At 46.2% G+C, this 23459-nt stretch carries 30 protein-coding genes; 9 read left to right on the top strand and 21 right to left on the bottom strand.

Features of this window, described 5'->3' with window-relative positions:
- Positions 1-21: 21 nt before the first annotated feature.
- From BLS59_RS30135 to BLS59_RS30155, 6 genes are all read right to left on the bottom strand, one after another.
- Positions 22-324 (bottom strand): hypothetical protein, encoded by a 303-nt coding sequence (locus tag BLS59_RS30135; RefSeq protein WP_091157515.1) that lies wholly within the window; start codon positions 322-324, stop codon positions 22-24.
- A gap of 2 nt (positions 325-326) precedes the next feature.
- Positions 327-629 (bottom strand): hypothetical protein, encoded by a 303-nt coding sequence (locus BLS59_RS30140; RefSeq protein ID WP_143014285.1) that lies wholly within the window; start codon positions 627-629, stop codon positions 327-329.
- A gap of 23 nt (positions 630-652) precedes the next feature.
- Positions 653-751 carry a response regulator gene (locus BLS59_RS31435; RefSeq protein ID WP_143014286.1) on the bottom strand — a complete coding sequence of 33 codons (99 nt, stop codon included), beginning with the start codon at positions 749-751 and terminating at the stop codon, positions 653-655.
- A gap of 103 nt (positions 752-854) precedes the next feature.
- A complete protein-coding gene (locus BLS59_RS30145) occupies positions 855-1436 on the bottom strand; it encodes a DUF4142 domain-containing protein (protein ID WP_091157522.1) in 582 nt (193 codons plus the stop codon).
- A 47-nt stretch (positions 1437-1483) separates the two neighbouring features.
- Positions 1484-3223 carry a DUF892 family protein gene (locus BLS59_RS32360; RefSeq protein ID WP_091157526.1) on the bottom strand — a complete coding sequence of 580 codons (1740 nt, stop codon included), beginning with the start codon at positions 3221-3223 and terminating at the stop codon, positions 1484-1486.
- A complete protein-coding gene (locus BLS59_RS30155) occupies positions 3213-4148 on the bottom strand; it encodes a manganese catalase family protein (protein WP_091157529.1) in 936 nt (311 codons plus the stop codon). The genes BLS59_RS32360 and BLS59_RS30155 overlap by 11 nt, the downstream gene beginning before the upstream one ends.
- Before the next feature lie 160 nt (positions 4149-4308).
- On the opposite strand from BLS59_RS30155, the gene BLS59_RS30160 reads away from it, so the two are divergent.
- From BLS59_RS30160 to BLS59_RS32135, 3 genes are all read left to right on the top strand, one after another.
- The gene (locus BLS59_RS30160; protein ID WP_091157532.1) at positions 4309-6504 is read left to right on the top strand and encodes a hypothetical protein; all 2196 of its coding nucleotides are present in this window, start codon (positions 4309-4311) and stop codon (positions 6502-6504) included.
- Between the two features lie 173 nt (positions 6505-6677).
- The gene (locus tag BLS59_RS30165; protein WP_143014287.1) at positions 6678-7022 is read left to right on the top strand and encodes a hypothetical protein; all 345 of its coding nucleotides are present in this window, start codon (positions 6678-6680) and stop codon (positions 7020-7022) included.
- On the top strand, positions 7004-7222 hold the full coding sequence (locus BLS59_RS32135) for a hypothetical protein (RefSeq protein ID WP_205411391.1): 219 nt from the start codon (positions 7004-7006) through the stop codon (positions 7220-7222). The genes BLS59_RS30165 and BLS59_RS32135 overlap by 19 nt, the downstream gene beginning before the upstream one ends.
- Before the next feature lie 209 nt (positions 7223-7431).
- Here BLS59_RS32135 and BLS59_RS30175 read toward each other — a convergent pair whose 3' ends face one another.
- From BLS59_RS30175 to BLS59_RS30185, 3 genes are read right to left on the bottom strand one after another with little or no spacing between them, the layout of a single operon-like run.
- Complete coding sequence (locus BLS59_RS30175; protein WP_091157540.1) at positions 7432-7683, bottom strand: hypothetical protein; 252 nt, start codon at positions 7681-7683, stop codon at positions 7432-7434.
- A 4-nt stretch (positions 7684-7687) separates the two neighbouring features.
- Positions 7688-8179: a low affinity iron permease family protein gene (locus BLS59_RS30180; protein ID WP_091157543.1), complete on the bottom strand. Its 492-nt coding sequence runs from the start codon at positions 8177-8179 to the stop codon at positions 7688-7690.
- A gap of 57 nt (positions 8180-8236) precedes the next feature.
- Positions 8237-8692, bottom strand: a complete 456-nt coding sequence (locus BLS59_RS30185) for a DUF1003 domain-containing protein (RefSeq protein ID WP_162842817.1) — start codon at positions 8690-8692, stop codon at positions 8237-8239.
- A gap of 96 nt (positions 8693-8788) precedes the next feature.
- Between BLS59_RS30185 and BLS59_RS30190 the strand changes: the two genes are divergently transcribed.
- Positions 8789-9427 carry a hypothetical protein gene (locus BLS59_RS30190; RefSeq protein WP_091157547.1) on the top strand — a complete coding sequence of 213 codons (639 nt, stop codon included), beginning with the start codon at positions 8789-8791 and terminating at the stop codon, positions 9425-9427.
- Here BLS59_RS30190 and BLS59_RS30195 read toward each other — a convergent pair whose 3' ends face one another.
- Both BLS59_RS30195 and BLS59_RS30200 read right to left on the bottom strand, forming a co-directional pair.
- The gene (locus BLS59_RS30195; protein WP_091157550.1) at positions 9428-10927 is read right to left on the bottom strand and encodes a DEAD/DEAH box helicase; all 1500 of its coding nucleotides are present in this window, start codon (positions 10925-10927) and stop codon (positions 9428-9430) included.
- Between the two features lie 4 nt (positions 10928-10931).
- The gene (locus tag BLS59_RS30200; protein WP_091157552.1) at positions 10932-12173 is read right to left on the bottom strand and encodes a DUF2252 domain-containing protein; all 1242 of its coding nucleotides are present in this window, start codon (positions 12171-12173) and stop codon (positions 10932-10934) included.
- A 156-nt stretch (positions 12174-12329) separates the two neighbouring features.
- Here BLS59_RS30200 and BLS59_RS31440 point away from each other — a divergent pair, with 156 nt between their 5' ends.
- The 3 genes from BLS59_RS31440 to BLS59_RS30210 all read left to right on the top strand — a co-directional run bounded on the left by BLS59_RS31440 (position 12330) and on the right by BLS59_RS30210 (position 14628).
- Complete coding sequence (locus tag BLS59_RS31440; RefSeq protein WP_143014288.1) at positions 12330-12485, top strand: lmo0937 family membrane protein; 156 nt, start codon at positions 12330-12332, stop codon at positions 12483-12485.
- Positions 12486-12532: 47 nt separating this feature from the next.
- Entirely contained in the window at positions 12533-13063 is a 531-nt protein-coding gene (locus tag BLS59_RS30205; protein ID WP_091157554.1) for a YciE/YciF ferroxidase family protein, read from the top strand.
- A 74-nt stretch (positions 13064-13137) separates the two neighbouring features.
- The gene (locus BLS59_RS30210) at positions 13138-14628 is read left to right on the top strand and encodes an alpha-amylase (protein ID WP_091157556.1); all 1491 of its coding nucleotides are present in this window, start codon (positions 13138-13140) and stop codon (positions 14626-14628) included.
- Positions 14629-14882: 254 nt separating this feature from the next.
- Here BLS59_RS30210 and BLS59_RS30215 read toward each other — a convergent pair whose 3' ends face one another.
- Together BLS59_RS30215 and BLS59_RS31895 are read right to left on the bottom strand one after the other, a co-directional pair.
- Positions 14883-15086 carry a response regulator gene (locus tag BLS59_RS30215; protein ID WP_240315393.1) on the bottom strand — a complete coding sequence of 68 codons (204 nt, stop codon included), beginning with the start codon at positions 15084-15086 and terminating at the stop codon, positions 14883-14885.
- Positions 15087-15094: 8 nt separating this feature from the next.
- On the bottom strand, positions 15095-15247 hold the full coding sequence (locus BLS59_RS31895; protein ID WP_162842818.1) for a hypothetical protein: 153 nt from the start codon (positions 15245-15247) through the stop codon (positions 15095-15097).
- Positions 15248-15346: 99 nt separating this feature from the next.
- On the opposite strand from BLS59_RS31895, the gene BLS59_RS32140 reads away from it, so the two are divergent.
- A complete protein-coding gene (locus BLS59_RS32140; protein ID WP_205411392.1) occupies positions 15347-15625 on the top strand; it encodes a hypothetical protein in 279 nt (92 codons plus the stop codon).
- A gap of 112 nt (positions 15626-15737) precedes the next feature.
- The gene (locus BLS59_RS30225; RefSeq protein ID WP_091157563.1) at positions 15738-16112 is read left to right on the top strand and encodes a hypothetical protein; all 375 of its coding nucleotides are present in this window, start codon (positions 15738-15740) and stop codon (positions 16110-16112) included.
- Positions 16113-16251: 139 nt separating this feature from the next.
- On the opposite strand, the gene BLS59_RS31900 is transcribed toward BLS59_RS30225, so the two are convergent.
- The 8 genes from BLS59_RS31900 to BLS59_RS30255 all read right to left on the bottom strand — a co-directional run bounded on the left by BLS59_RS31900 (position 16252) and on the right by BLS59_RS30255 (position 23454).
- Positions 16252-16401, bottom strand: coding sequence for a hypothetical protein (locus tag BLS59_RS31900; RefSeq protein WP_162842819.1), 150 nt, complete (start codon positions 16399-16401; stop codon positions 16252-16254).
- Between the two features lie 5 nt (positions 16402-16406).
- The gene (locus BLS59_RS30230) at positions 16407-17525 is read right to left on the bottom strand and encodes a serine hydrolase domain-containing protein (RefSeq protein WP_091157567.1); all 1119 of its coding nucleotides are present in this window, start codon (positions 17523-17525) and stop codon (positions 16407-16409) included.
- A complete protein-coding gene (locus BLS59_RS32590; RefSeq protein WP_091157570.1) occupies positions 17465-17971 on the bottom strand; it encodes a serine hydrolase domain-containing protein in 507 nt (168 codons plus the stop codon). Before BLS59_RS32590 ends, BLS59_RS30230 begins: the two co-directional genes overlap by 61 nt.
- 493 nt (positions 17972-18464) lie before the next feature.
- A complete protein-coding gene (locus BLS59_RS30240; protein ID WP_091157573.1) occupies positions 18465-20123 on the bottom strand; it encodes a serine hydrolase domain-containing protein in 1659 nt (552 codons plus the stop codon).
- A 53-nt stretch (positions 20124-20176) separates the two neighbouring features.
- On the bottom strand, positions 20177-20977 hold the full coding sequence (locus BLS59_RS30245) for a helix-turn-helix domain-containing protein (protein ID WP_091157575.1): 801 nt from the start codon (positions 20975-20977) through the stop codon (positions 20177-20179).
- Positions 20978-21016: 39 nt separating this feature from the next.
- The gene (locus BLS59_RS32145) at positions 21017-21178 is read right to left on the bottom strand and encodes a hypothetical protein (protein WP_205411393.1); all 162 of its coding nucleotides are present in this window, start codon (positions 21176-21178) and stop codon (positions 21017-21019) included.
- A 72-nt stretch (positions 21179-21250) separates the two neighbouring features.
- Positions 21251-22333, bottom strand: a complete 1083-nt coding sequence (locus BLS59_RS30250) for a S41 family peptidase (protein ID WP_091157578.1) — start codon at positions 22331-22333, stop codon at positions 21251-21253.
- Between the two features lie 14 nt (positions 22334-22347).
- Positions 22348-23454 (bottom strand): serine hydrolase domain-containing protein, encoded by a 1107-nt coding sequence (locus tag BLS59_RS30255; RefSeq protein WP_162842820.1) that lies wholly within the window; start codon positions 23452-23454, stop codon positions 22348-22350.
- Between the last annotated feature and the right edge of the window lie 5 nt (positions 23455-23459).

Consider the following 23459-nt stretch of genomic DNA (forward strand, 5'->3'; position numbering starts at 1 on the left):
GCGTATTTAGTTCAAGTTTTTTCATCCATGTGAAAATGCGGCTGCCATGCCTTTTACAAATGCAAAATACAAATAGCCAATAATACTGATCAGGATAAACACGCCGAGCAAAAAGCGGCTCAACTTATCGCGGTAAGTAAGCACATAGCCTAATGTTAAAACAGAAAGGACCGGGAATACCCAAACCAAGGTTGAAAGCGCATCATCGCTATCTGCTTCTGTACAAGTGCTATATATGACCAGAGTGAAAAATATGCCAGCGGTTAACGCAGCCGTTATGGTTGGCTGGTGGCCTGTCTCTGCGCTGCTTCCTGTCGCCATCATAGTTAACGAATCAAAGTCAAAGGTTGACCGGCACTTTTGCGGTAAAAATACAGTGGCAGCAGGTATTCACTCTTATCTTTTGGGTCATAGATGCGCAAGGCCGATTGCCTGTTGGGTGTCAATAAGGTGACGAGTTTTCCATCGCCGAAGACGTATAGCTTAGAGTTGGCTGTATCGAGCGTATAGTGCGCGCCTGGTTTTGATAAATAATCTGTAAATTCTTTCCAGTCCTCAGCTGTGCTGCTATCATCAGAATAAGTGGCAATGTCCGCTTCTTTTACTTTGATTGCGAAATACTTTTTCAATTGTGTGAAATTTTTGGCTTTGATCACTCGTAAAATATCTTCGGTACCCGCCCTTGTTTTTCAAGCTCCCGGATCTGCTGCGTGGCCTCGTAACCGTTCAGTTCGGGCATTTGCACATCCATGTACCAAGTCGGTCATTGGGATTGTTACCTCAGAACGCGCCGGCTATTAAAAAAATAGCCGCTTTCACAAGCGGCTATCTTAAAATTATAGCAATTAAAGTTCTTATTTCACGCTGGTCTGGATCTTTAGGATATGATCCAGGTGCATCTGCACCACCGGCGCGGTCTTTGCGGCGAAAGCTTTCAACTCTGCGTCTTTCCCATTAGCCGCTTCTGATTGCATCAGTGCTAATGTCTTTTTATGACCATCAACCATCGCGTTGACGTAAGCCATATCAAAATCCTTACCGCTCAATTTACTCAGGCTATCGCTTTTAGCCTGGTGCTCCGCATCCAGTCCGGCAGGCAGCATGATATTTTTGGCTTTAGCGATGCTCATCAGTTCGGCATTAGCTTTTCCATGATCCATGGTCATCATTTGACCAAAATCTTTTACTTCTTTAGCCGAACCTTTGGCTACGGCCATTTTGCCCAAGGCCACCTCGGCCATGCCACCAACAGCTGCTTTAGCCGCAAAGGTCGTATCCGCCATCATCATCGCTGAAGAATCAGTTTTTACCGTCGTTGTGCTGCTATCAGTTTTCATCGCGGTGCTATCCGAGGTAGATGCCGTTTTATTACCTGAACAAGCCTGCAGTAAGCCTAAAGCCATAGCAGGGATACAAAATAAAATTGTCTTTTTCATAAGTCTTTGATTGATTTGCTGTTATAACAAAATTTAAAAAATTAGTTTTAATCTTCGGCCCGTTCGGTACTGGCTTCATAATTAATGTGATTTTCCGCTATCTCCGTCAGGAGCGCATCCGCTGATTTTTCTTCATCAATGGTCAACACCAACAATTCGGCGATCTCATAGTAGCCTAGTGTTTTAGCCAGGCTGATCATGCCACCGTAAGAAGCGATCTCATAATGCTCGGCTTTTTGACCTGCGAAGATCAGGCCGACATCTCTTTGAGCCGTGCCTTCTTCCGTGTCACTGATGATCTCATCGCCTTCATCAACAATGCCCGCCATCGCGTCACATTTCGTGGTTTCCGGCTCTAATCCCAGTATGCCGAATATTTGTTCCAAACGAGTTATATGCGTTTGGGTTTCGAGCTGGTGATTGGTAAACGCATTTTTCAGTTCCTGCGAAGTAGCCGCTTCTGCCATGTCCGGCAGCGTATCGTTCAATTCTTGTTCAGCCCATAACAGATCCTTTAATTCGTTGACGAAAAATTCCATGAGCTTAGAATTGCCGGTAGAGCTGCTTTGCGCTTCCTCCCAGGCTTCTTCCTGTTCAATAGATTCCGGTTCGGGCGCATAGGCACCAGCTTTATCGTATTCACCCGCAGCGCCATCGAATGACGGCTGTGCTGCAAAGCCCTGAGTTGCCGGATCTACCGAGCTACTGCTAACCGGAAAACCTGGTTCAGCAGTTTCTTCAAGCTGATCATCCTGTGCGTCATCGTCTGCAGTACCCACCTGGTCACGTAAGGACTTGATCAGGTCATGGCCTTCCGTGATTCCTTGTTGCTGAATCCTTAAAACCTGCGCCAGTTCCGGGCTCAGTTCGTTTTCCGGATCAAGCGCGTCACGGTAAGCTGATTTGGCAGCATCTTCCCCGCGCTCACATTCGTTCAGCAAGGCCAGCAGGTCATGACCGGTAAATGCGGCCTTGATATCGATCCAGGCACGGTGCAGGTCACCGGAAGTACTGGTGCCTTCAGCCGCCTCGCCGCCATACTGCTGCGCGATATCAGTCAGCTCGATTACATATTGCTGGCTTTCACCGGCTAATTTATCGAATACCGGGATCAGGGCGTTATCGTCGCCTTCAAGGTCAGTACCTGCTTTTTCAAAACCGGCGGCGCGGTCGTTATTTATTTTGATCAGGTCGTTGATCACTTCTAATGCTTTTTCAGAGATTTCCATAGGTGTTGTTGATGCTTTTATTTCGTTTGATAATTGATCGTGGTGCTCCAGGCGCGCAACGATGCGACTGGCGCGTTCTGCCCTTGCTTCGGCGGTTTCGACAGATTCCTGCGAAAGATCGGTCATCGGGTAGAAACGGTCCTCGTCAAAATGTTGATGTGTGTAGAATTGCGGATGCTCGTAAGGGGCCTGGCTATGACCTTCCAGTATTCCCCTGGTCGTATGTTCCATTTCCGCACTAAAGCCCATTATCCCTGTATAAGCGGGGAGTTGAGCGATCTGCTCATCAGTAACTTCGGGCAAACTTACAGCAGCCCTACCAGTATCGCGCTCGGCTAAGCCAACAGGTATTACAATACTTTTGGCAAAACTCTCGGGCCTGTCCGGTAAGGCAATGACCAGGTAACGCACCTGACCTGCCTGCGGATCAAATAATAGTTCGGCGACTTTGCCGGCCAACTGGCCGCGCTGATCGTGTACCGGCCAACCAGTAATATCGCTGACACCTGGCGCAAGCTGGTAATTACTGCTGCTCAGTTCCTGCAAATTATTTTCCATCGTAAGTGCTCCATTGGGAAACGCCTTTAGGCTCCGCGTTTTTTACTTCTGCGCTTTTAACCTCGCTCATTTCTTTATCCAGCTTTTCGGCAGCCTTTAATTCTTTTGTAAAATCTTCCGGGAGCTTAGTCTGGCCCTCGGTCTCCTGCACTTGCTGCAACGGGTTTTCGATATAGATAAATTCCTTGCCCATGCCTTTGATCTCGCCCTCATTCCAGGGACCGCGAACCGTTCCATCGGAAAGGTTATAGACATTTTGCAAATAGCGCGGATCGGCTGCTAATACGCCCGGAGGGAAATTAGGCTGGATACTGTTCAGTGCCGCTTCAAACATTTTATAGTGGGTCACTTCCCGCGTCATTAAGAAAGACAGGGTTTCGTGGATATACGGATCATCAGTAAATTTCATCAGATGCTCGTAAACGAGTTTAGCACGGGATTCCGAAGCTAAGTTGGTGCGCAGGTCGACTGTCAGGTCACCATTGGAATTGATATAGGAAGCACACCATGGAATACCCTGGCTATTTCTTGGTGTCGGGCCGCCACCGGTAATGATCGGGAATTGCGGATTAGCTGATAGTGCCGCGTGAATTACGCTTTCTTTTTCAGCTTTGCCATTCATGGCCACCATGATCTCGCTTTGTTCGGCGGCATCTTTCAGCTCGCCGTTCACACCCTTTAACAACATCTGAATGGTTGCCCCCACGATCTCCAGGTGCGAGAATTCTTCGGTAGCGATATCCATCAGCATATCATATTTGTCCGGGTGCGGCTGTTTAGCGCCGAAAGCCTGGGTAAAATACTGCATGGCGGCTGCAAGCTCGCCGTTTTCCCCGCCGAACTGCTCCAAAAGCAGGTTGGCAAAACGCGGATCAGGGCGGGACACCCTGGCGTTGAATTGTAAGTCTTTGACGTGGTGAAACATAATGGTCGTTTTTAAGTGATGTATGATAAATAACCCCCAAGCGGGCAAATATGTTTTCGGTTAAAAAATTTATTTAATATGAAAACAAAGAATTTTCTACGCGGTTTTTGTTTAAAAATTGCTTTGGTAAGCGGGTTGATCATTTAACTTATTAGTAGCTATGAATGCAAGTTCTCCATGGACGATTAATACGCAATATTTATTTGAAAAAGAACTGCCGGTGGCGTACGAGCGGTCTTTCCAGGATCTAAACTTTAAGTGTTATCTGGCAAAAGATTCGGCCTGGCTGGTGACGCAGTTCCAAAATAACGAGCGGCTCGCGTTTCGCGCTGCCTATTCCCCTAACGATATCCTACAGGGCGAAATAAGCGCGATGGGAGATCAACTGAGCTGGAATATCCGGTGCGTGCTCGGGGAATACCAGGTAAAAATAGGTTTTCCGGGTGAAGGAAATCTGGCCCTGCGTCTTACCACGACACTCAAAACTGCAAGGGAAACACTTTTTCCTTTCTGGCCGCGGGATATTGTGCCGTTGCCGAAACCCAATGGCGTAAAGATCCCGCATGCGGAGGTACACGTCAGCCAGGTGGGCTCACGGTCCGGCCAGCTGTTTTTTAGCATTCCGGATACCGGTTCCGTCTTCTATTTTCAGGATCTGTCATCGCTTTGCAGCTACTGCCATGCGACCTGCACTTCAGCCGGTGACATCGTCGGCGGAAATTGGCCGGAGGTTGGCCTGGCATTACCGGTGACAAAAAATAAACCCCTTCCTGCGGGCGAAACATTCATCCTATCCGATGCTTACGTCGCCTTCAGCACAGATATTCCAGGCGATGAATTTGAGCTGGCCCGGCAGTATCTCGACCTGGTAGCGAATGTTTATCTGGCACTGCCCATCCCAGAAACAAGTTACAATCATTGGCCGGAGATCGCCGAAAAAGCTTTGGCATCGATCATAGACAATAAAGGCTGCTGGTTCCAGGTCAATGGCAAGCCTTACCTGAACGCGTATGTGTGCGATTACAAAACGCCCCCCGAGATCATGGTACAACTGGCTGTCTTATTGCCAATGCTGGATCACAGCAAATGGACCGGTCAGGAACATGAGGTGATCCGCCTGCTAAGGGACGGCCTCCCGCCATTTTACCATGAAAAGCTGGGCACCATTTCACGGTGGCTCCCGGCGTCCGAGGGAAACCTAGACGGTGAAGAGGAGCAATTGCAGCCAATGGTTATGGATGCCTGGTACCTGCACCATCCCCTGCTGAACCTATCCCGAATGGCCCTCGACGGCGATAAAACAGCCAAAAAGTTATTCCTGGATTCGATCGGGTTTGCCATTAAGGTCGCTAAACATTTTAAGTATGAGTGGCCCGTGTTTTATAAAATGGATACGCTGGAGGTTGTCAAAGCCGAAACCGCGGAGGGCAAGGGCGGCGAGAAAGATGTACCCGGCCTTTATGCCCATGTGATGCTGCAGGCCTGGGAACTGACGAAAGAAGAGAAGTATCTGACCGAGGCCAAGCGCTCGGCCAAAAAATTGAAAGGTAACGGCCTGAATGTTTTTTACCAGGCCAACAACACTGCCTTCAGCGCCGGCGCCTTATTGCGCCTGTGGAAGATCACCGGCGAAAAGGTGTACAAGGAGCTAAGTTACCTGTGCCTTGCCGGCATGGTCAAAAACCTGCAGCTGTGGAACTGCAATTATGGCTACGGCAAATATTACCCTACTTTCTTTGGTGTTTTCCCGCTAAATGATGCGCCGTACACCGCGGCTTATGAAGAACAGGAAGTATTTTCGGCCCTCCATGAATACCTCCGCCTGGCAGAAGGTGAAGATATCCCGGCTTCCATATCCTTGTTAGCCGCCGAATTTATTCGTTACCTGCTGCACCGGGGGGCTTACTACTTCCCGCCGAACCTGCCGAAAGAGATGCTGTCGGACGAGGTGAAGACCGGCGAGATCGATCCCGACCTTTGGATACCGCTGGAGGACATGGGTGATGGGTGGACGAAGTCAGGCAGCGTAGGGCAGGAAGTTTACGGTGCCGGCATCCCGTTTGGCATCGTGCCGAGGCATTATTTTAAAGTGCCTGGCGAGGACTTTATGGTTTATGTGGAGTATCCAACAGCGGAAATTCATTTCCGGAAAGGTGGGACCATCCATTTGGCGGTAAGGGGTGACGCGCGGCTGGCTTGTAACTTAATGATCATTAAATCATCCGGCAGTCCTTTACCCGTCCTGACCGTTACCGCCGGTAACGAGGCCCTTAAAGGTCACCGCCGTAAAGATGGTCACATCGCCTACCGGGTACAAGGGAACCAGCAATTGACTATCCATTGGAAGAAGAAATAGCAATGATCAACTAAAATCTGCCAGAGAGGCAATCGGTCTCTTGGGAAGTGACAGCACGAATGGAATATACCTGCTCCTGTTTATTAATGAGTGATTAAAAAGGCTTTTTTTTTATAAAGCTAAACAGTCAATGGTTCATCATTGTTATAGAAGTACTTACTAAGAATCTTTTTATGAAACCAATTCAAATGACGATAGGCGACCGGTCTCCGCTGATGATCATACCCGATAGTGAGGCCCATGTGGATGGGCATCCGGTACTGACTTACACTTACAGCGTATATCAACTGGAATTACCAGCCGCTGACGCCGGACGGGTGAACATCGAAAAGCTTAGCGGGCCTCAAAGAAAAGAAGAACCCAGGTATCTGGGTTATATTACTTTTGAACAGCCGGGGAAGTTATTTACCTATACGGCGGATGGCCATGATGACCTCTCCGGTGCGGAAGTAGAAGAAATTATCGAAAAACTGAATGAGTACCGGGATTCTCCACAGATGTGGCAGATCGAATATTAGTGCCTATGCTATCGGACGAAATACTCCGCCGGCAAAAAGCGGACATCAAAAATGAGATCCTGGCTTTTAACGAACAGCTTTTACAACTTTCAAGAGATTCCGTTGAATATATTGCCGTTTCCACCGCTATCATCGCATTACGTATAAGGTTAACAGAGATAACGAATGAACGGATCAGGCGTTCAAATTTCCTGTCTTAATAGTATTATAAGGATGAGACCACAACATTTCGACGCTACTTGCAGAGTTGGCTCATTCATATTTCATAAAAAATTATTAACTGCTAATGGGCTTAGAACCATTATGCCTGATGGTATTGCCTCTTTATCAATCTAATCCTGGCGCCAGCTTTGCCGGATCGACACTGCCATCATTTACCTGAGTAATCTTGTGCAGGTTATAACGCAGGTCACCCTGGTCTTCTGCAACGGAGATCAGGCCTTTCGCTTCCAACGCCGTTAATCTCGTGAACGGCAGCAATCACTTGTTTCTGAGGTGTGGAGGGCTCCAGTTCTTCCATTTTTTGGGCGACTTCCGCCGCTGTCCCTTCGCCGGTTTGCGCCAGGGCGAACGCCACTCTGTTTTGTAAAGTATCGGCCGGATCGTAATGTGCCGGCACGTGCAGGGGCTGGTAAGCCTCCCTGAATTCCTCGTCGTTCATTGTATTATGATTTTGTGGTTGTATTTTGTTTTATGCCCGGATTGCTATTCATGACGTAACGTTTGGATTTATTGCGCTGATTTTCTTGGGCAGCATCTATGGAGTGCGTGCAGGTAATGTCGTCTTCCTTCTCCGCAAGGTCTGATAATTGCTTGTAAAACTTATGCAGGTGGTCAAGTTCCGCTTCGGTCAAATCCTCAATATCAACCATGCGATTGCTGGTACCTTCATGTGAAGCCAATAGTTCGTTGAGCTTTAAATGGATCGCCTTAGAATCTTTATTTTGTGATTTTTGTATCAGGAAAACCATGAGGAAAGTTACAATGGTAGTGCCGGTATTGATTACCAGCTGCCAGGTTTCGGAATAATTAAACAGCGGGCCTGTTACTGCCCATATCACTACGGTTGCTGCTGCTATGATGAAGGCGGCCGAACTGCCGGTAGCGGCGGTTGCCCAGTTGGAGAATCGTTCGAAAAAGTTTTTTTTTGAAGCCATATAGGGTTGATTAATTCTTATAGGAAAGAAGTAATCAGCCTAATTGTTTTCAATCCCCTATTTTTCCTCCTGGCGGCCAACGGTACGCTGGATCTTTTTAAGATCGGTCGATTCCTTCATCTCATCGATCTGTTCGTCATGCACTGACCTCAGCCCGAGGTGTTGGTGAATTTCATGCACCATCGCAAGGATACGGGTCACTTCTTCCTCGGCCCTCACATTCACTTCAAATTCCACCTGGCTGCGGATCGTTTCGATCCTGCTTTGACGGTTTTGGTTGATCAGCACCGATACGGAAAGGATGATGGCGAATATGGAGACACTCATTTCCAGTATAGGAAAAGGAAATGGATCAAAGGGCTTTAAAAACGACACAAAATGAATATTCCATAAGATCCAGAGACAAAAAAAGAGCGCGCAGCATATCAGGAAGCGCATGCTGCCTAATGTATCTATGAGGAATACCGTTACGTGGTCCGTCCAGGTCTTGGTAAAATCTAAGGAGGAACGCAATTCGGTAGGAGTATCTTTCGTTTTCTTTTTCATTATGAGCAATGATTTAAGTTATAAATATAATTTAATTCATTATCATTGTTTATCTCTTCCCCGATGAAACTATTTTTTACAGGAGTTTTTGTGTCTTTATTTGCCGCTGTTGCCTTTGGACAAAAGCCTTCCGTCGTGCCGGCCATATCCCGCGCAATTGTGGGCCACGAAAAACCAAAAACTGCCGGCAAGGATACCGTAATGGAATCGGACACTTCTAAAGAAAACAAAGAGCCGCGTTATTACTATGCTTCTTTCAACACGAACGTGTTTGTCAATACCAAGGGCGGGGTTGGCGACCGTTTTTCGCCGGTACTGGAATTTGGCCGGGCCTATGGCATCTTTGATATCGGCCTGGCAGCCGGCAGGCTGAAGACCGCGGGGCGTGATACAGTAGCTTATCTTGAGTTCCGGCCAACCATCAACGTGTTTTCCAAAGGCAGATTTGCCGAATCGCTTTGCCTGGGCGCTGGCTATGTATTTGGCGCAAAACAGGCATTGATGACAGAGATCTGTAACAGTATCAACTTTAATGTCTCTGAGAATATTCAGGTTTCGGTTTCACAAGGTTATTGCTTTTATGATGGGACGAACAGCAGCCGGACCGGCCAGTACATGGGATTGGGTATCGCCTATAATTTCCTGAAAGGACACAGCGTGAACAAACAGCGCAAAAAAGCAGCGATAGTGAGCGATCAATGATCAGCCGGTCATCTTCATTTCTTTTCTTCTCATCATCTTTTGCACCAGTATATTCAACTTGGTTTTATAATCTTCGATCAGCCATTCCTTGTAATTCGCGGTGACGTGGCCTAAGCATTTGGCATACTGTTTTACCCGCCAGGCGATCTCTTTATCCAGTTCTACAGTCAGTTCCAGCGCTTCCGGAATAGTTCCCGCATTTTCCACGCACATGATCACGTGCTGGCGAAGTGATTCACGGATGACGGTCTTTGGCTTCTTGTTGTTTTCTACAGCCCGCTTATGCGCTTCCTGCACATCAAAAGTGATCTCCAGGCTGTTCGGGAATTTGGTGCGGGTGCCGGGCGGCAACGCGTGGACATGGTTTTCCAGCATCGCGTTCAGCATGGCCTGGTAAGCTTCCGGATGATCAAAGATCTCCTGCCAGTCGACCGGCTGCTGCCAGTCGCCAAACCGTTCGGTATTATTACCCAGGTCAATGATGGTAAATGTTTTCTTTTGCGGCAGGCGGCGCGAGCCGCGACCGATCATCTGGTGATATAAGGTTAGCGAGGTAGTGGCCCTGTTCAGGATCACCGCCTGTATAGTCGGTTCATCAAAGCCGGTGGTCAGGATTGATACCGACGTCAGGATAGCGCCTTTTGTTTTTTTGAACCATTGCAGGACCTCCGCGCGTTCAGCGGGCGGTGTCTGGTTATCCAGGTGTTTGGTCGGGTAACCGGCATCGTTAAAAAACTGGCAGACGTTTTTGGAAGTGAAGATGCCGTTATTAAAGATCAAAGTTTTTTTGCCTTTGGCATGTGCTTCATAAGCGTGCTTCAGCAGATCCAGCATGGCTGGTGACGAATATAACTCATCGGATGTGCTGACCGTGAAATCGCCTGCCCCAGTCTGCAGGCTGCTGATCTCCACATCATACCGCCACACCGTAGGCTTAGCCAGGAAGCCGTCCGCGATCAGCTTTTCAATGCTTTCGCCGGTGATCAGTTGCTGATAGTGATGATTAAGCGGTGCTGTGCTGTCCGAACTCAAGGGTGTAGCGGTCACGCCTATAATAGCCGCATCGCTGAACTTTTCCAGCAATTTTTGAAAGGAATTATGATGGGCTTCATCGATGATCACTAAACCAACACCGGTAATGTCTATGTCCCCTGATTCAATACGGTTATTTAAGGTTTCCACCATGGCGACATAACAGGCATAGCGGTCGTCCGGAGCGACATGTTTTACCGCGCTGTTGATGATCCTGTTTTTGATGCCCAGCTTTTTTAAGGTTGCAGAGGTCTGGTTACACAGCTCTACCCGGTGCGTCAGCACGATCACTTTTTGGTTATGAATACCCAGGTAGCGGCGGCTAATTTCCGAAAAGATCATGGTCTTGCCGCCACCGGTGGGCAGTTGAAATAACAGCCGCTGGTCAGCGTTGTTTTGCCCGAATCTTTCGAATATCTGCGATAACGCTTGTTCCTGGTATGGATAAAGGGTAACTGTTGATTCCATCTGTTTAACTAACGGGCTGTTCGGTGGAAAGTTTGGCCGTTTCCGGATTAAATACACCGTGTTTAAAGTCCCGCAAATACTGGCGGTAGTCCTTTTGTACTTTGGCCGCGTAGCTTTTGCAATAGGCAAGCATTGGCTCCTGCCAGTCGGCTGATTTTCCGTAAGCAACGAGGTCGTCAATAATGGACGATCCCTGGATACCACCGCTGCGCAGCTGGGCCGAAGCGGTCAGCGTGGCCATGTCATCGATCACCTGGTACAGGTCACGATATTCATCTTTCAATAGCTTAAATTTCAGGGTATCCTTAACCGGCTGTAATTCCTGTATAATATAAGACTCATCCTGAAAAATGGTTGTACTTAATAACGATGCGGAAACATATTGCATGCGTTTTTGTACCGCCAAAACTCGGTCGGCCTCTGTTTCCCAGGCCAGTTGCTGCACTTCGGTGTACGGCAGTACCGATGAACTGCGGGCCTGCTTCATATCCAAAAGCAGGTATTTATTCTTCGTATTGGTGCTCTTCAGCAGGAACAGGTAACGCTTTACACCGATACTGCCGGTACCCGCCAAACGGAAAACCACTCCTTTAACTTTATAGTTGTAAGGTCCGTCACTGCTTGTGCCGATCCATTCCTGAATCTGCGCCGCCAATGCTTTCCTCAAACCTTTTTCCACCTTAAAATGCCGCTCGTCTTCCAGCGACAACATGATCTTTTTCTTTTTGCTAACCGTGCGTTTTTTGATCACATCGGTTTCTTTGCTTTTTGCTGCATTCATTAAAAAATCACAAACGATCCCTTTAGCTGTTCTCGGCTCGATACTGACCGCTTTCCCGGTGGCTAACCGTTCTGTGTAAGTTTTTAAGAAAAGTGCCGCCATTTTATCCGACTTTCCTTCATCAAATTTCAGCGCGTCAAAAGCGACATAAATGCTGCTCAGCATCCGGGCCACTTCAAAGCTGGCTGGCGCGAGGACGCTTTCGTCAAAGTCATTCAGGTCAAAATAGACCAGCTTGTTATCGCCTAAATAACTGCCAAAGTTCTCTATATGCAGGTCGCCGCAGATCCAGGTCAGGGGGGAAAGCGGCATCGGCAGGGCTGCCGCGAGGTCTTCAAAGAACAAATGGCAGGTTCCACGGAAGAACCGGAAAGGGTTTTCGGTCATGGCTTCATATTTTAGCTGAAGCATATCGGGCAGCAGGCCCGCGTTAAAAGTTAATAATCTTTCGGATAGTTTGGACATGATCAGGCTGTCATTCCTGACAGTAATTATTTCAGTAAAAAGTAGATTACGTTAAAAAAGTTTTAAAGGGGACCATAAAATTATTGAAAAAATATGGTATCAAATAAAACATAAAGTTCCTAATGCGCTTTATATGATACATCAATTTCAAATACTATGAACTCAATACTTTATATCATAGCCGTTATCCTGATTATAGGCTGGGCTATTGGAACATTTGCATACGCCGCCAGCGGCCTGATCCATATTTTATTGGTTATCGCTGTGATCATGATCATATTTAACCTGATCAGAGGGCGTTCGGCTGTATAACCGGCAACATCAATCAACAAATTATTTACCTATAAAAAACGAAGAACATGGCAACTAAAGCAAAAAGCAAAACCGGAAAAATGGAACCTTCAGAGTTTCATGAATTTTTCGTAGATGAACTAAAAGATATTTACTGGGCCGAAAAACACCTGGTAAAAGCATTACCAAAAATGAAGAAAGCTGCCACCAGTCCGGAACTGGCGGCTGCATTTGATAAACATACGGCTGAAACCGAAACGCATATCGCAACCCTGGAAAAAGCTTTTGAACTATTGGGCGAAAAAGCGGCCGCTAAAAAATGCGATGCGATGGCCGGCCTGCTTGAAGAAGGCAACGGTATTATTGAGGATACCGAAAAAGGCACGATGATCCGTGATTGCGGATTGATCCTGGCTGCTCAAAAAGTAGAGCATTACGAGATCGCAACTTATGGCGGCCTGCGTACTTTGGCAGCAGCAATGGGGCATCAGGAGGTGGCTGACCTGTTACAGCAAACTTTGGATAATGAGAAAGCGACCGACGAAGCGCTGACCACATTAGCCGAAAGCTTAGTGAACGCAGGGGCCGTTGCTGAATAATTTTCTGATTCAACAAACAATACCACTGAAATAAGGTTGCCCAATCGCAACCTTATTTTTTTTGCAGTTACCCCATGGAAAACTTTACGATGCTCCAATTTTTTGAATGGTATTACCCGGCAGACGGCAGTCTGTGGAACCATTTCAAAGCCGAGTCCGAACGCCTTAAAAATATCGGTATCGATACAGTATGGCTGCCGCCTGCGCATAAAGGCATGGCGGGAAACCAGGCAAATGGTTATGATGTTTATGATATCTATGACTTGGGCGAATTCGATCAGAAAGGTTCGGTCGCCACCAAATACGGTACCAAACAGGAACTGATTGACGCTGTGGCTGCCGCTAAGGCTGCCGGCCTGAAAGTGTATGCCGATGTGGTGCTGGATCATATGGGTGGCGCCGATGAAAAGGAAACCATTACGGTAAGAAAGGTCAACCCTGAAAACCGGAACGAATTTATCAGCGAACCCTATGAGATCGAAGCTTTTACCAAATTTACCTTCCCCGGCCGCCAGGGTCAATACTCGCAATTTATCTGGGATTACCAGTGCTTTACCGGTGTGGATTATGATGCCCGTACAGAAGAGACCGCCATCTTTAGTATCCAAAATGAATCCGGTGATGGCTGGCAGCAGGTTATGTCCGATGAAAATGGCAACTATGACTTTCTGATGCTTTGCGATATTGATTTCCGCAACCCGAACGTGCGGGAGGAACTGAAACGCTGGGGTAAATGGTATTATGAGACCGTCGGTTTTAACGGTTTTCGTTTAGATGCAATCAAACACATGGACCCTACATTTTTCAACGAATGGCTCGATTACTTACGGGCAGAACTCGGGCATGAATTTTTTACGGTAGGCGAGTATTGGGAACCTTATAATTTACAACCGATGCTGGATTATATTGCCGTCACCGGGGGCCGCTTATCTTTATTTGACGCGCCGCTGCAAGGTAACTTTCACAAAGCTTCCAATGAAGGTAATAATTATGACCTGTGTACTATATTCGATGGCACCCTGGTTCAGGCCAATCCGGGGCTGGCAGTAACGCTGGTTGAAAACCATGACACCCAACCGCTGCAATCACTGGAACAACCGGTACAAGCCTGGTTCAGGCCATTAGCCTATGCGCTGATCCTCTTGCGGGAAGCCGGCTATCCCTGCCTGTTTTATACGGACCTTTACGGTTCTAAGTATGAGGATAAAGGCGGTGATGGCGAAGACCATAAAGTTACCCTGAAAAAAGTCGGCGAACTGGAAGCCTTGCTTTATGTCAGGAAGCACCTTGCTTATGGCCAGCAACGCGATTATTTTGATCACCCCAATTGCGTCGGCTGGACCATGGCCGGAGATGATGAACACGAAAATTCCGGTTGCGCTGTCGTCCTGTCCAATGGCGATGCGGGCAATAAACACATGGAGATCGGGCAACAATTTGCCGGCCGGGTATTTATTGACAAACTTCGTAAAGTTAATGAGGAGATCGTTGTCGATGATAACGGCTGGGCGGAATTTAAGGTTAACGCCGGTTCTGTTTCGGTTTGGGTTTTAAAAGATCGTTAAAAAACACAACTGGTTTGAAATTTAATTCAGTAATTAAACTCTAATCTAACAAAGGGCTGCCTTTACTTTGGTCTATCCGACATATCACCTTTCAATGGTTTTGATGAAATGGTTTTCCTTAAGCCAATTCATTTGATTGTTCTGGTACAAAATTTTTCACTACGTTTTTGATCCGTAGTTGCCTTATAAATTTTTAGTGCTTAATTTGAGAATAACGGTGAATTTTAAAAACAGTTTTTTCGTTAATCACTTTCTTATGTGACCAATTGTTCGTTAACTTTACTTACTAAAGTTTCAATATCAAATGGCTTGGCAATAAAGTCGTTCGGGGCTCCTGATTGCTTCAAAGTATCAGCAACGTTGTGGGTTGCCGAAATCAGAATAACCGGCAAAAATTCTGTTTCCGAATTACTTTTAAGATCGCGACAAATCAGGCGTCCGTCCATTTCGGCCATCATAATATCCATTAATACCAGATCTGGGTGAAACTTCCTGATTTCCTGTAATATAGTTCACACGACGATAAGGTTTGAACCATATATCCGGCATCCTCTAATACATAGGATATAACATCCAGGATGCCGTTATCGTCATCTAATACTAAAATTTTTTTTCTCATGGCTATTACTGCCCAGTTATTCCCATAATGGTGCCAGAAAGTGAATTTAAGCTCATAATAGTTAAAAATATCTCTATTGAGTTAAACTGCACTAATTTAATGATCCATAATGTTTTGTTAATTAACAAATGCAAAATATTATCTTTAGCACGTAAAAGCCAGCATCGTGAGTATAGATACGAAGATCCATCCGAAAGCGTAATTAAAATCAGCGCGATAACAGCTATACCGGCTATCCTTGATATGATCTGCCGAACGACAGGAATGGGTTTCGCACCCGTGGCCCGCGTAACTGATGAGCGTTGGGTCGCCTGCGCTGTGCTTGATAAAATAAACTTTGGTTTACCAGTATTGATACCAATCTTATCGAAACGTTAGTTCTCCCTCAAAAAGGCTACAATCACCAAAAAGGATGTGGTACAGTTACTGCTGTAATGAAAGCGAAATTTAGAGACAGTTTTGCCTTGGGTATTATTGATAAGGATAAACAGTGGACTATTTAAAGGAGTTTAATCTGATTCACCAATTTGAAAATCTATTCTTGCATAAACATCAAACCAACCATCATTATATCATTCAAATTAGCCCTGCAATTGAAAGTTTTTTAGTTGCCGGTGCAAAAGCGGCAGAACTTTCACTCGCTGATTTTAACCTACCGATAGATTTCGACAGATTAAAAAAGGTTTCAAAATCGGTCAATAGTAAGGACGATCCCCGGTTTAAAAAGTTAATTAGAGGTATTGTCAAAGCCCAAGCACCTGAATTTGTTAAACTATCAAATTGGATTAAATATTTAAAGGATAAGAATTACACTTTCAGCTGGATGAATTGGTTAATTTATAAAGAACCTTTACTACTGTTTTAACTATTGAATTTGGTAGAAGAAAGGCTTAAATCTATCTGTCCGGCTGTTCACTGATTTCTGGATAATCATTTAATAGTTCTATTGCGTAATCAATTTTCTGTTGATTTAGTTCAATAACACATTTTTCCTCAATAAGACGCTATATCCGGGCCTCTCCATCTTCGTGATGTTCTATTAAGTCAAATGTACAGATCATTGCAACCGCATTCAAAGTTGGGTTTGAACCAAGCAGGAATATGGAAGTGCCGGCAGCGAGCTGTACGGCAGTTCTGCGCGGAGATAGATTCATATCGCTCATTTTACGGTTGCTGCATTCATTTCACTGATGACTGCCCGGATGGCATTGTCATCAGCCCACTGGATCTTCATATCATTGACCGCTTTCCAGTAATATTGGCGCGCTTCTGCTACTTTACCGCCCTTTGCCAATAGTTGCCCGGATTTACGCGCGGCGTCGGCAGAAAGCTGCCATAACTCAAAACCTTTGGCATCGGCCAACTCGCGGTAAAATTGAAGTGCCCGCTCTGCCCGTTCCTGCTTTTCATAATAATGCGCCAGATCGGCCAATACATAGGGCTGTACATGCTTTTGGGCGCTGTAGGCTTCAGCGAGCTGGTCAATCAGCACCGGATTACCCTGTAGATCGGTCAGCAGGTAAATGAGCCCCGGGTCATACAGGTTGAACCTTTCGGGGCTGGATTTTGCGATCTGATCGATGAGCTGCCGGGCTTCATCTTTTTTACCGGCGTATCGCAGGAACAAAGCTTTACCTATATTTTCTTCAAGTGATAGTTGCTGCTGCGCCTTTGGGTCTTTGGTAAATACGTAATGTCTCAGGAAAGCCGCCGCAAAAGGAGATTCCCAGATACCTCCGGAGCCCAGGCGAAGCGCATCGGACGGTCCGTTGGCATTGGAAAGAAAGATGAAGGTATAACAAATTTCCGGGACACGGATGAACAACGCGGCGTAGGATTCTGCCTGGCCATAGTGCCAATGGATTTTTTTACCTGCGAAGGTTTCGCTGAACCATCCCAGACCGTATGGGCTGAGCGAGCCATCGTTCAGGACAGTGGGCGAAGTCACTTTATCATAACTGGCCTGGGTGATCAGTTTTTTCTGATCATAACTGTTGGTGTATTTGACAAGATCGTCTACTGTTGAAAGCAACCCGCCCGAAGGAAAGGCGCGTGTCCACCGGGCATAGTTAGCTGTGTCCTCGGTAAAGCGCTTATTTACCTGATCATACAGGTATGGCGTGGCGATATGGCAGAACAGGCTATCCTTGCGACTCTTTGGGAAGCCAAAGATCGTATTGTTCATATCCAACGGGGTCAGTATCTTTTTTTGAAGCTCTAACTGGTAGGCATCCACATCGGCCTTATGCCCGCCTGCCTTTTCAAAAATGCCGTACATATAGTTGAAGCGAGAGCCATGTATACGAAAGAATTTCCCGGGCCGTCCTCAGAGGTTTGCGATAAGAGATGACGGATCTTAGCATTGGGGTCTACATTATAAGGCCAGCCGAATCCAATGTCTACATAACGGTAATTTAAGACATAATCATCCAGGCTGGCTTTGTGTTCCTGTTCGTATTGCATGATCAGGTTGGCGGTCATGGTCTTGGTAACTGAAGCGATCATGAAAAGGGCATCGCTGTGCACCGGTATTTTCTTTTCCAAGTTTGAATAGCCGGCCATATAACGTTCGATGACCTTCCCATTTTTTACGACAGCCAGTATGTAACCGGGTAATCGCAGAATTTCAGCTGCCTCCTTCACTTTTTTTTCAAAAGCCCTGTTTTGGGCATAATCCGATGTTGCAATGAGCAACAGAAAGATAAGGAGTGCGGGTATCTTCATGCATTTTATGGTTAATAGTTGTACGTCCTTATAAGACTAACCGATTTTAAAAACGTTGCACAGGATCACGACAATATTGTGCTGACATAATGAACATAGCAGTTTGTGCCATTTCATAAAAAAATCTACATCGCAGTTAAATTCCTACAACTTAACATATTATGATAACTCACTCTTTATTGCTTCATTTTTTATAGTATATATCCTTGATGATTGCTATCGCAGAAATTTGTTCTAAACCTACGATCGTTATCCGCGCAAGAAGAGACTGTATAAAAATTCTCAGAGGATTTCTTAACAAAGAGCAACCCTTTCTTTGGTTATCAGTGAGTTGCATTTCAACTATAGATTGATGCAAAGTGTTTAAGTAAAGCATTACAGCAAGTCAAAAGTATTGCCCAGCAGGGACGCACAGAGGTGTCAGATTTTAAAAATAGTGAAATCTAAGCGCTATAGTTTTATCTCTCAGGTGTAATAACTAAATAATCGCCTGCTATTTGTTTGCTTTATGAAAAATTAAATTTGATGTAAAGCCACGTGCCAGTTCCAGGCCGGTTATCTGCCCTCGTTTATTCCTGACGGTGACCAGGTGATCGATGAAATAAAATCCGGGATACAGGTCATCACGCCCATAAAGCGAAATATCAGTTGAGCCGTGACGGTGATTGGTCAGTTGTAGTTTTCCGTTTTTAATGCTTATAGTAAATGAGTAATCAACCTCAGCGGTCGTATAAGTACCGCAATAGGATTTCAAAGCTGATGTCGTTTTCGGGGCCGCTATTATTTTATGGTAGCTGACCGGGGGATTTGGCCCCGGTATTTCTGCCTGTAAAGGATTTTCAATGTTGCCAAAATGATAATAAATGGTTTGATTATTTTCAGCATACCATACATTCCCTTTCGCCGGTTTGAGTATTGTACTATCCAAGCAGAGTGCCCCTTTTTTCCAGTTTAAATGAATCTTTTCGCCGCTATGAGCCACGTAATCACCGGCCAGCTTTTTCACCGAAAGGCTATCCTGAATGGTGATAGGTACTAACGGCTGCTGTGCAGCGGGATCGACCAGTTTGCCTTGCGGCACCAACAAGGCAGCCAAGTCCTCCATAGTTGCTGTTGTTTTCGGGCCGTCATCGGCGTTTGTGAGGATTACGATACCGGTCTTTAGGTCAGGATAAACAGCAACGAAGTTCTTATAACCTGCTATGCCGCCTTTATGCATCAGTCGCCTTTGGCCCCGGTGTATATTGGAAAAAATACCTGACCCGTAATCCGTGGGCTGGCCGTTATTCAGTTTTCCCGGTGCGGTGTAGCCGGCGATATCAACCAAGTTACCGGGTTTCGGATCATAAAAATTCCTTGCCCATTTAGCCAGGTCACCGGCAGAACTCAATACCCCGCCGTCACCATGTTCATAATAGATCAACGGGAATGTGGTGATGTGCCCTTTATCATCGCTGTAAGGCTCTGCATGATTTTTTATAACCTCATAGGGAGTCTGCTGAATCCTGGTATGGTGCATACCCAACGGCTTAAAGATCGCGGAATCCGCGAAAGCAGCATAAGGCTTTCCGGTCACCTTTTCAATGATCTCTGCCAACAGGACGTAATTGGCATTGCAGTAATAGAATTTTTCGCTCGGTATAAAGTCAAGGGTCTTTTCTTTTTTGATAATGTTCAGTGCCAGTTCCTGCGTAAGAATGCCGTCCATCGGGAAACCCGTGAAATTTAACAGGTACAGGTGGTCACGTAAGCCGCTGGTATGATGCAACAGGTTCCCTATGGTAATTTTGTGTTTGAAATCAGCCAGCCAGGGCAGATATTTATGGATATCATCATCCAGTGAAACCTTTCCTTCTTTAGCCAGCAGCGTTATTGCGTAGCCGGTAAACTCTTTTGAAACCGAAGCTAAAGTAAATACCGTTTCCGGTGTGATCGGAATATTGTTTTCTACATTCGCCAGGCCAGCACCCTTACTGTAAACGGCATTATCCCCCAAGACGATAGATACCGCACAACCAGGTTGGGTACTTTTCCAGCGGGATAATATAGCATCGATCTTTGTGTTCAATGAGTCCGGCAGTTGTTGTGCGCTTACCATATTTGGCAGCACAAAGCATATCAAAGAGTAGAAAATTAAAAGCGATCTTTTCATAGGGCCAAATTAGACAGCCTGACCTTGGTGAAATAGGACAGACTTAGCGCCATTTAAATTTTACGGAGTTCCAAGGGTAATAAATGGGTCGACGATTTAAAGGCCCGTATAAAATGGCTCTGGTCAAAAAAGCCGCAGGCATAACTGATCTCTGTTAAAGTTAGCGTTGAAGAACCGATCATCACGGCCGCCCGCTCCACTTTCAGTTTGCGGCGGTACTCTCCGAAAGTTGTGCCGAAATAGCGGGTAAAATATTTAGATACCGTTACCGGGTGGACGTTAGCAGCAAGTGCAATATCGTTCAGGGAAATGGCCTTGTTCCAGTTATCATGCAGCAGTTCACGAACCATATTTACCCAAAGAGGTGCAGCGTCGGTATTATCGCTTTTCCAGTCATTAGCTATTGAAAGCAACAGCATATGTATACTATCATTCAATGATTCATCCCCAATCATCAGCTCTTTATAAAGCCTGAGCATTAGCACGGAGGTGCCTGGATGATCTTTTACCGTTTGCGGTGTAAGCTGGGATTCGTTCAGGCCATAGCTGCGGAAAAAGTCTGGTTCAAGTTCCAGGTTGATGTTTTTCCCTTTTGTGCTATGCAGGAAATTTTGATGAGCCTCACCGGCGCGCATGAAAGAACAGGCTTCCAGCGCCTGGCTTGTCCCTGACAGTCCCTTTCTACGTACCGACATCGTCCCGTTCAGCACAAAACTTAGGTGCGGATTCTCGTGGTAATGCATAGGGCTGTAATTAAGGTCACCACTGTATTCCGTTAGGCCGATCAAAACTCCGTTCGCAGCTACCTTACCGTGTACCGCACCTAAGTAATTTCCTTTAGTTAATGCCAGCATTTTATAAATGTACAAAAACCAGCAGTAAATCTATTCGCTTTACAAAGACCTTTCAGCAAGTTTTTCAATGCCGACAATGAACCGGTCTATGTCCATACTGGTAAGATCAAAAGAGCAGATCAGCCTCACTTCATGGATGGTATCGTTCCAGATGTGAAAATAAAGGACTTTTTGCAACTCATCGATCCAACTTTCCGGCAATATGGCCTATACCGCGTTGGCCGATACCGGGCGGGTGATCGTGATTTGGTTAAATCTTTTAAGTTTACCAGCTTACTTAAAAGCGGCTTGAAGTACAGGGTCGTTGTTTGTTTTCAGATCAGTTTTAGTATTGTTGATCACCAGGTCGACAGGTGTTCCCGTTCCTTCATAGCACACGCCCTGCGCATTATAATAACGCTGATTCGACAATGAAACGAGCCATTTATTTGGTAGCTCGAAGCCATACATATCCGAGTAAATACCGCGCGTATTGGTCCCGATAATTTTTACGCCGGGCAGTGCCTTCATGATCATGGCAAAGACGTCACCGGCACTTACCGTTTTATCATTGGTCAATAAGGTAACGGATCTGAATTGTTTGCTTTTGCCTTTTGGCTCGATATACCATTTTTCAGCTTTGTCAAAATCTTCATACCCGCCTTTACGGGTGCGCTTGGTCATACCCAGTATTTTTTCACTAGTGAACCTGCCAGCGACCTCATAAGCGAATTCATCATTTCCGCCGATATTATCGCGCACATCGATGATGATCTTATTAACGTTTTTAAATGCCGCAAATACCGTATCCAGGATCTTAGCCGCCACCTTCGCATCGGGGATATTATCTGCTTCCTGCGCTACGAAGCAACGGTTGAATCTTAAGTAACCGGTACGGCTTGCGGTCGTAAAGCAGAATAATTTACGGCCATTAAATTCCGGGCCTGCGTACTTCAGCTTGCTGAAACCCTTTTGTAAAAGCGCCTGGTCGACCATTTTCCAGAATGCGGCTACCAAACTATCGCTTGAAAACTCCTTCTGAAATTGCGAAGGTTTGATGGACTTAAACTGTTTGACATGCGGCACGATCAGGTTGATATGATTATCCTGGAAGGGTGCCAGCATTTTCGTGAATATCGCATACAGGCTATCATCCGGGGTTTGCGCATTGATCTGCGGGCGATATTCCTGGTAGGTGGCCTTCCAGTCGATGTGGCGCAACTTGAAGAACGCATAGTGATCCTCGAAGGTCAGCCATAGGGTTTCGAAACTTTTTTCCGGCAGGGATAGCGTCGTGTCTTTTGGCAGTGATGCCGGGTTTTGCGCGGCTGCATGGAGGCCTATGAACAGGCCAATCACCAGGAGTATTTTCTTCATCGTTTTATTTTTTATTAATAATTCCCGGTAGTCAACCAGGGTTCCAGTTTTTCAAATAAGTCACCGGCTTTGTTACAGTTGGTCAGGAATACAAAGCCCGATTTTTTATCTGTATATAACACGAAGTAAGCCGTGAAATCCCCGTTATTGCTGCTGTGCTGGTAACGTATGCCATAAGGCGTATCCTTCATGGCAATGCCCAGGCCCCAGTGGGCACCATTATCTTCCACCATATCCGGGTCGGTCAGTGACTGTGCTTTGAGCATTTCCTGTATCGCATATTTGGACAGGCCTTTTCCGCTAATCAGCGTGATCAGGAACCTCGCGTAATCCGCCGCATTGGTCCGCAGGCCACCGGCAGCACTAAATTCTTCAAACTTCTTAATGGCTTTGGGCTCGTTGATCCCGCTGTTATTTTCCTGCCGGTACCCGGTAGCCCGGTGAAGCGCTACATAACGGTTCCAGTTGAAATAGGCATGGGTCATGCCCAGCGGGACGCAAACTTCCTGGTAAACGATTTGGCCTAAGTTTTTCAGATCCGTGCGGATTAGCTTTGCCATGACTTCAACCAGGTATTGATAAGCTTCCCCAGAGTACGAAAAATGGGTGCCAGGCGTCAACTTCAGGTATAGCTCGCCCTTTTTCATATGCAGCGCTGAGTCAGCCAGGTCATACTCCCGCCAGTTCGGCATACCCGTGGTATGCGACAAGACCATTCTTGCTGTGATGCGTTTGTACCGTTCATCATAGGAAATAGCCGGGTTGGGGAGGTATTTATAGAGCGGGGTATCCAGGTTGATCAGCCGCTTGTCCGCCATTTTCAGTACAAAATAAGCAAACACGGTCTTGCTCATGGAAGCCGCTTCAAATAGCGTTTGCTCATCGACCGTTTTTTTTGTTTCCAGGTTCTCAAAGCCCCATTGGCGCTGATAGGCGATTTTTCCGTCATTGATCACCGCAATGGAAAGGCCGGGAATGTGCAGCGAATGCATTTGGTGCCGGAGCAACAGGTCGGTCTTGGCGATTGAAACGGGTTTACCGTCGATCGTTTTGAGTTGGGCTGTAACCGGGTTTTGTATGAACAAAAGACTGCTTAGCATTAAGCACGTAAGTAATTTCATGTAGA

The sequence above is a fragment of the Mucilaginibacter pineti genome, from assembly GCF_900101875.1.
GTDB classification, from domain to species: Bacteria; Bacteroidota; Bacteroidia; order Sphingobacteriales; family Sphingobacteriaceae; genus Mucilaginibacter; species Mucilaginibacter pineti.

Coding starts and splice junctions, on each gene's coding strand:
- BLS59_RS30135 (WP_091157515.1), bottom strand. CDS start 324: ATGATGGCGACAGGAAGCAGCGCAGAGACAGGCCACCAGCCAACCATA.
- BLS59_RS31435 (WP_143014286.1), bottom strand. CDS start 751: ATGGATGTGCAAATGCCCGAACTGAACGGTTACGAGGCCACGCAGCAG.
- BLS59_RS30145 (WP_091157522.1), bottom strand. CDS start 1,436: ATGAAAAAGACAATTTTATTTTGTATCCCTGCTATGGCTTTAGGCTTA.
- BLS59_RS32360 (WP_091157526.1), bottom strand. CDS start 3,223: ATGGAAAATAATTTGCAGGAACTGAGCAGCAGTAATTACCAGCTTGCG.
- BLS59_RS30155 (WP_091157529.1), bottom strand. CDS start 4,148: ATGTTTCACCACGTCAAAGACTTACAATTCAACGCCAGGGTGTCCCGC.
- BLS59_RS30160 (WP_091157532.1), top strand. CDS start 4,309: ATGAATGCAAGTTCTCCATGGACGATTAATACGCAATATTTATTTGAA.
- BLS59_RS30165 (WP_143014287.1), top strand. CDS start 6,678: ATGAAACCAATTCAAATGACGATAGGCGACCGGTCTCCGCTGATGATC.
- BLS59_RS30175 (WP_091157540.1), bottom strand. CDS start 7,683: ATGAACGACGAGGAATTCAGGGAGGCTTACCAGCCCCTGCACGTGCCG.
- BLS59_RS30180 (WP_091157543.1), bottom strand. CDS start 8,179: ATGGCTTCAAAAAAAAACTTTTTCGAACGATTCTCCAACTGGGCAACC.
- BLS59_RS30190 (WP_091157547.1), top strand. CDS start 8,789: ATGAAACTATTTTTTACAGGAGTTTTTGTGTCTTTATTTGCCGCTGTT.
- BLS59_RS30195 (WP_091157550.1), bottom strand. CDS start 10,927: ATGGAATCAACAGTTACCCTTTATCCATACCAGGAACAAGCGTTATCG.
- BLS59_RS30200 (WP_091157552.1), bottom strand. CDS start 12,173: ATGTCCAAACTATCCGAAAGATTATTAACTTTTAACGCGGGCCTGCTG.
- BLS59_RS31440 (WP_143014288.1), top strand. CDS start 12,330: ATGAACTCAATACTTTATATCATAGCCGTTATCCTGATTATAGGCTGG.
- BLS59_RS30205 (WP_091157554.1), top strand. CDS start 12,533: ATGGCAACTAAAGCAAAAAGCAAAACCGGAAAAATGGAACCTTCAGAG.
- BLS59_RS30210 (WP_091157556.1), top strand. CDS start 13,138: ATGGAAAACTTTACGATGCTCCAATTTTTTGAATGGTATTACCCGGCA.
- BLS59_RS30215 (WP_240315393.1), bottom strand. CDS start 15,086: ATGATGGCCGAAATGGACGGACGCCTGATTTGTCGCGATCTTAAAAGT.
- BLS59_RS31895 (WP_162842818.1), bottom strand. CDS start 15,247: ATGAGAAAAAAAATTTTAGTATTAGATGACGATAACGGCATCCTGGAT.
- BLS59_RS32140 (WP_205411392.1), top strand. CDS start 15,347: ATGATCCATAATGTTTTGTTAATTAACAAATGCAAAATATTATCTTTA.
- BLS59_RS31900 (WP_162842819.1), bottom strand. CDS start 16,401: ATGAATCTATCTCCGCGCAGAACTGCCGTACAGCTCGCTGCCGGCACT.
- BLS59_RS30230 (WP_091157567.1), bottom strand. CDS start 17,525: ATGTACGGCATTTTTGAAAAGGCAGGCGGGCATAAGGCCGATGTGGAT.
- BLS59_RS32590 (WP_091157570.1), bottom strand. CDS start 17,971: ATGAAGATACCCGCACTCCTTATCTTTCTGTTGCTCATTGCAACATCG.
- BLS59_RS30240 (WP_091157573.1), bottom strand. CDS start 20,123: ATGAAAAGATCGCTTTTAATTTTCTACTCTTTGATATGCTTTGTGCTG.
- BLS59_RS30245 (WP_091157575.1), bottom strand. CDS start 20,977: ATGCTGGCATTAACTAAAGGAAATTACTTAGGTGCGGTACACGGTAAG.
- BLS59_RS30250 (WP_091157578.1), bottom strand. CDS start 22,333: ATGAAGAAAATACTCCTGGTGATTGGCCTGTTCATAGGCCTCCATGCA.
- BLS59_RS30255 (WP_162842820.1), bottom strand. CDS start 23,454: ATGAAATTACTTACGTGCTTAATGCTAAGCAGTCTTTTGTTCATACAA.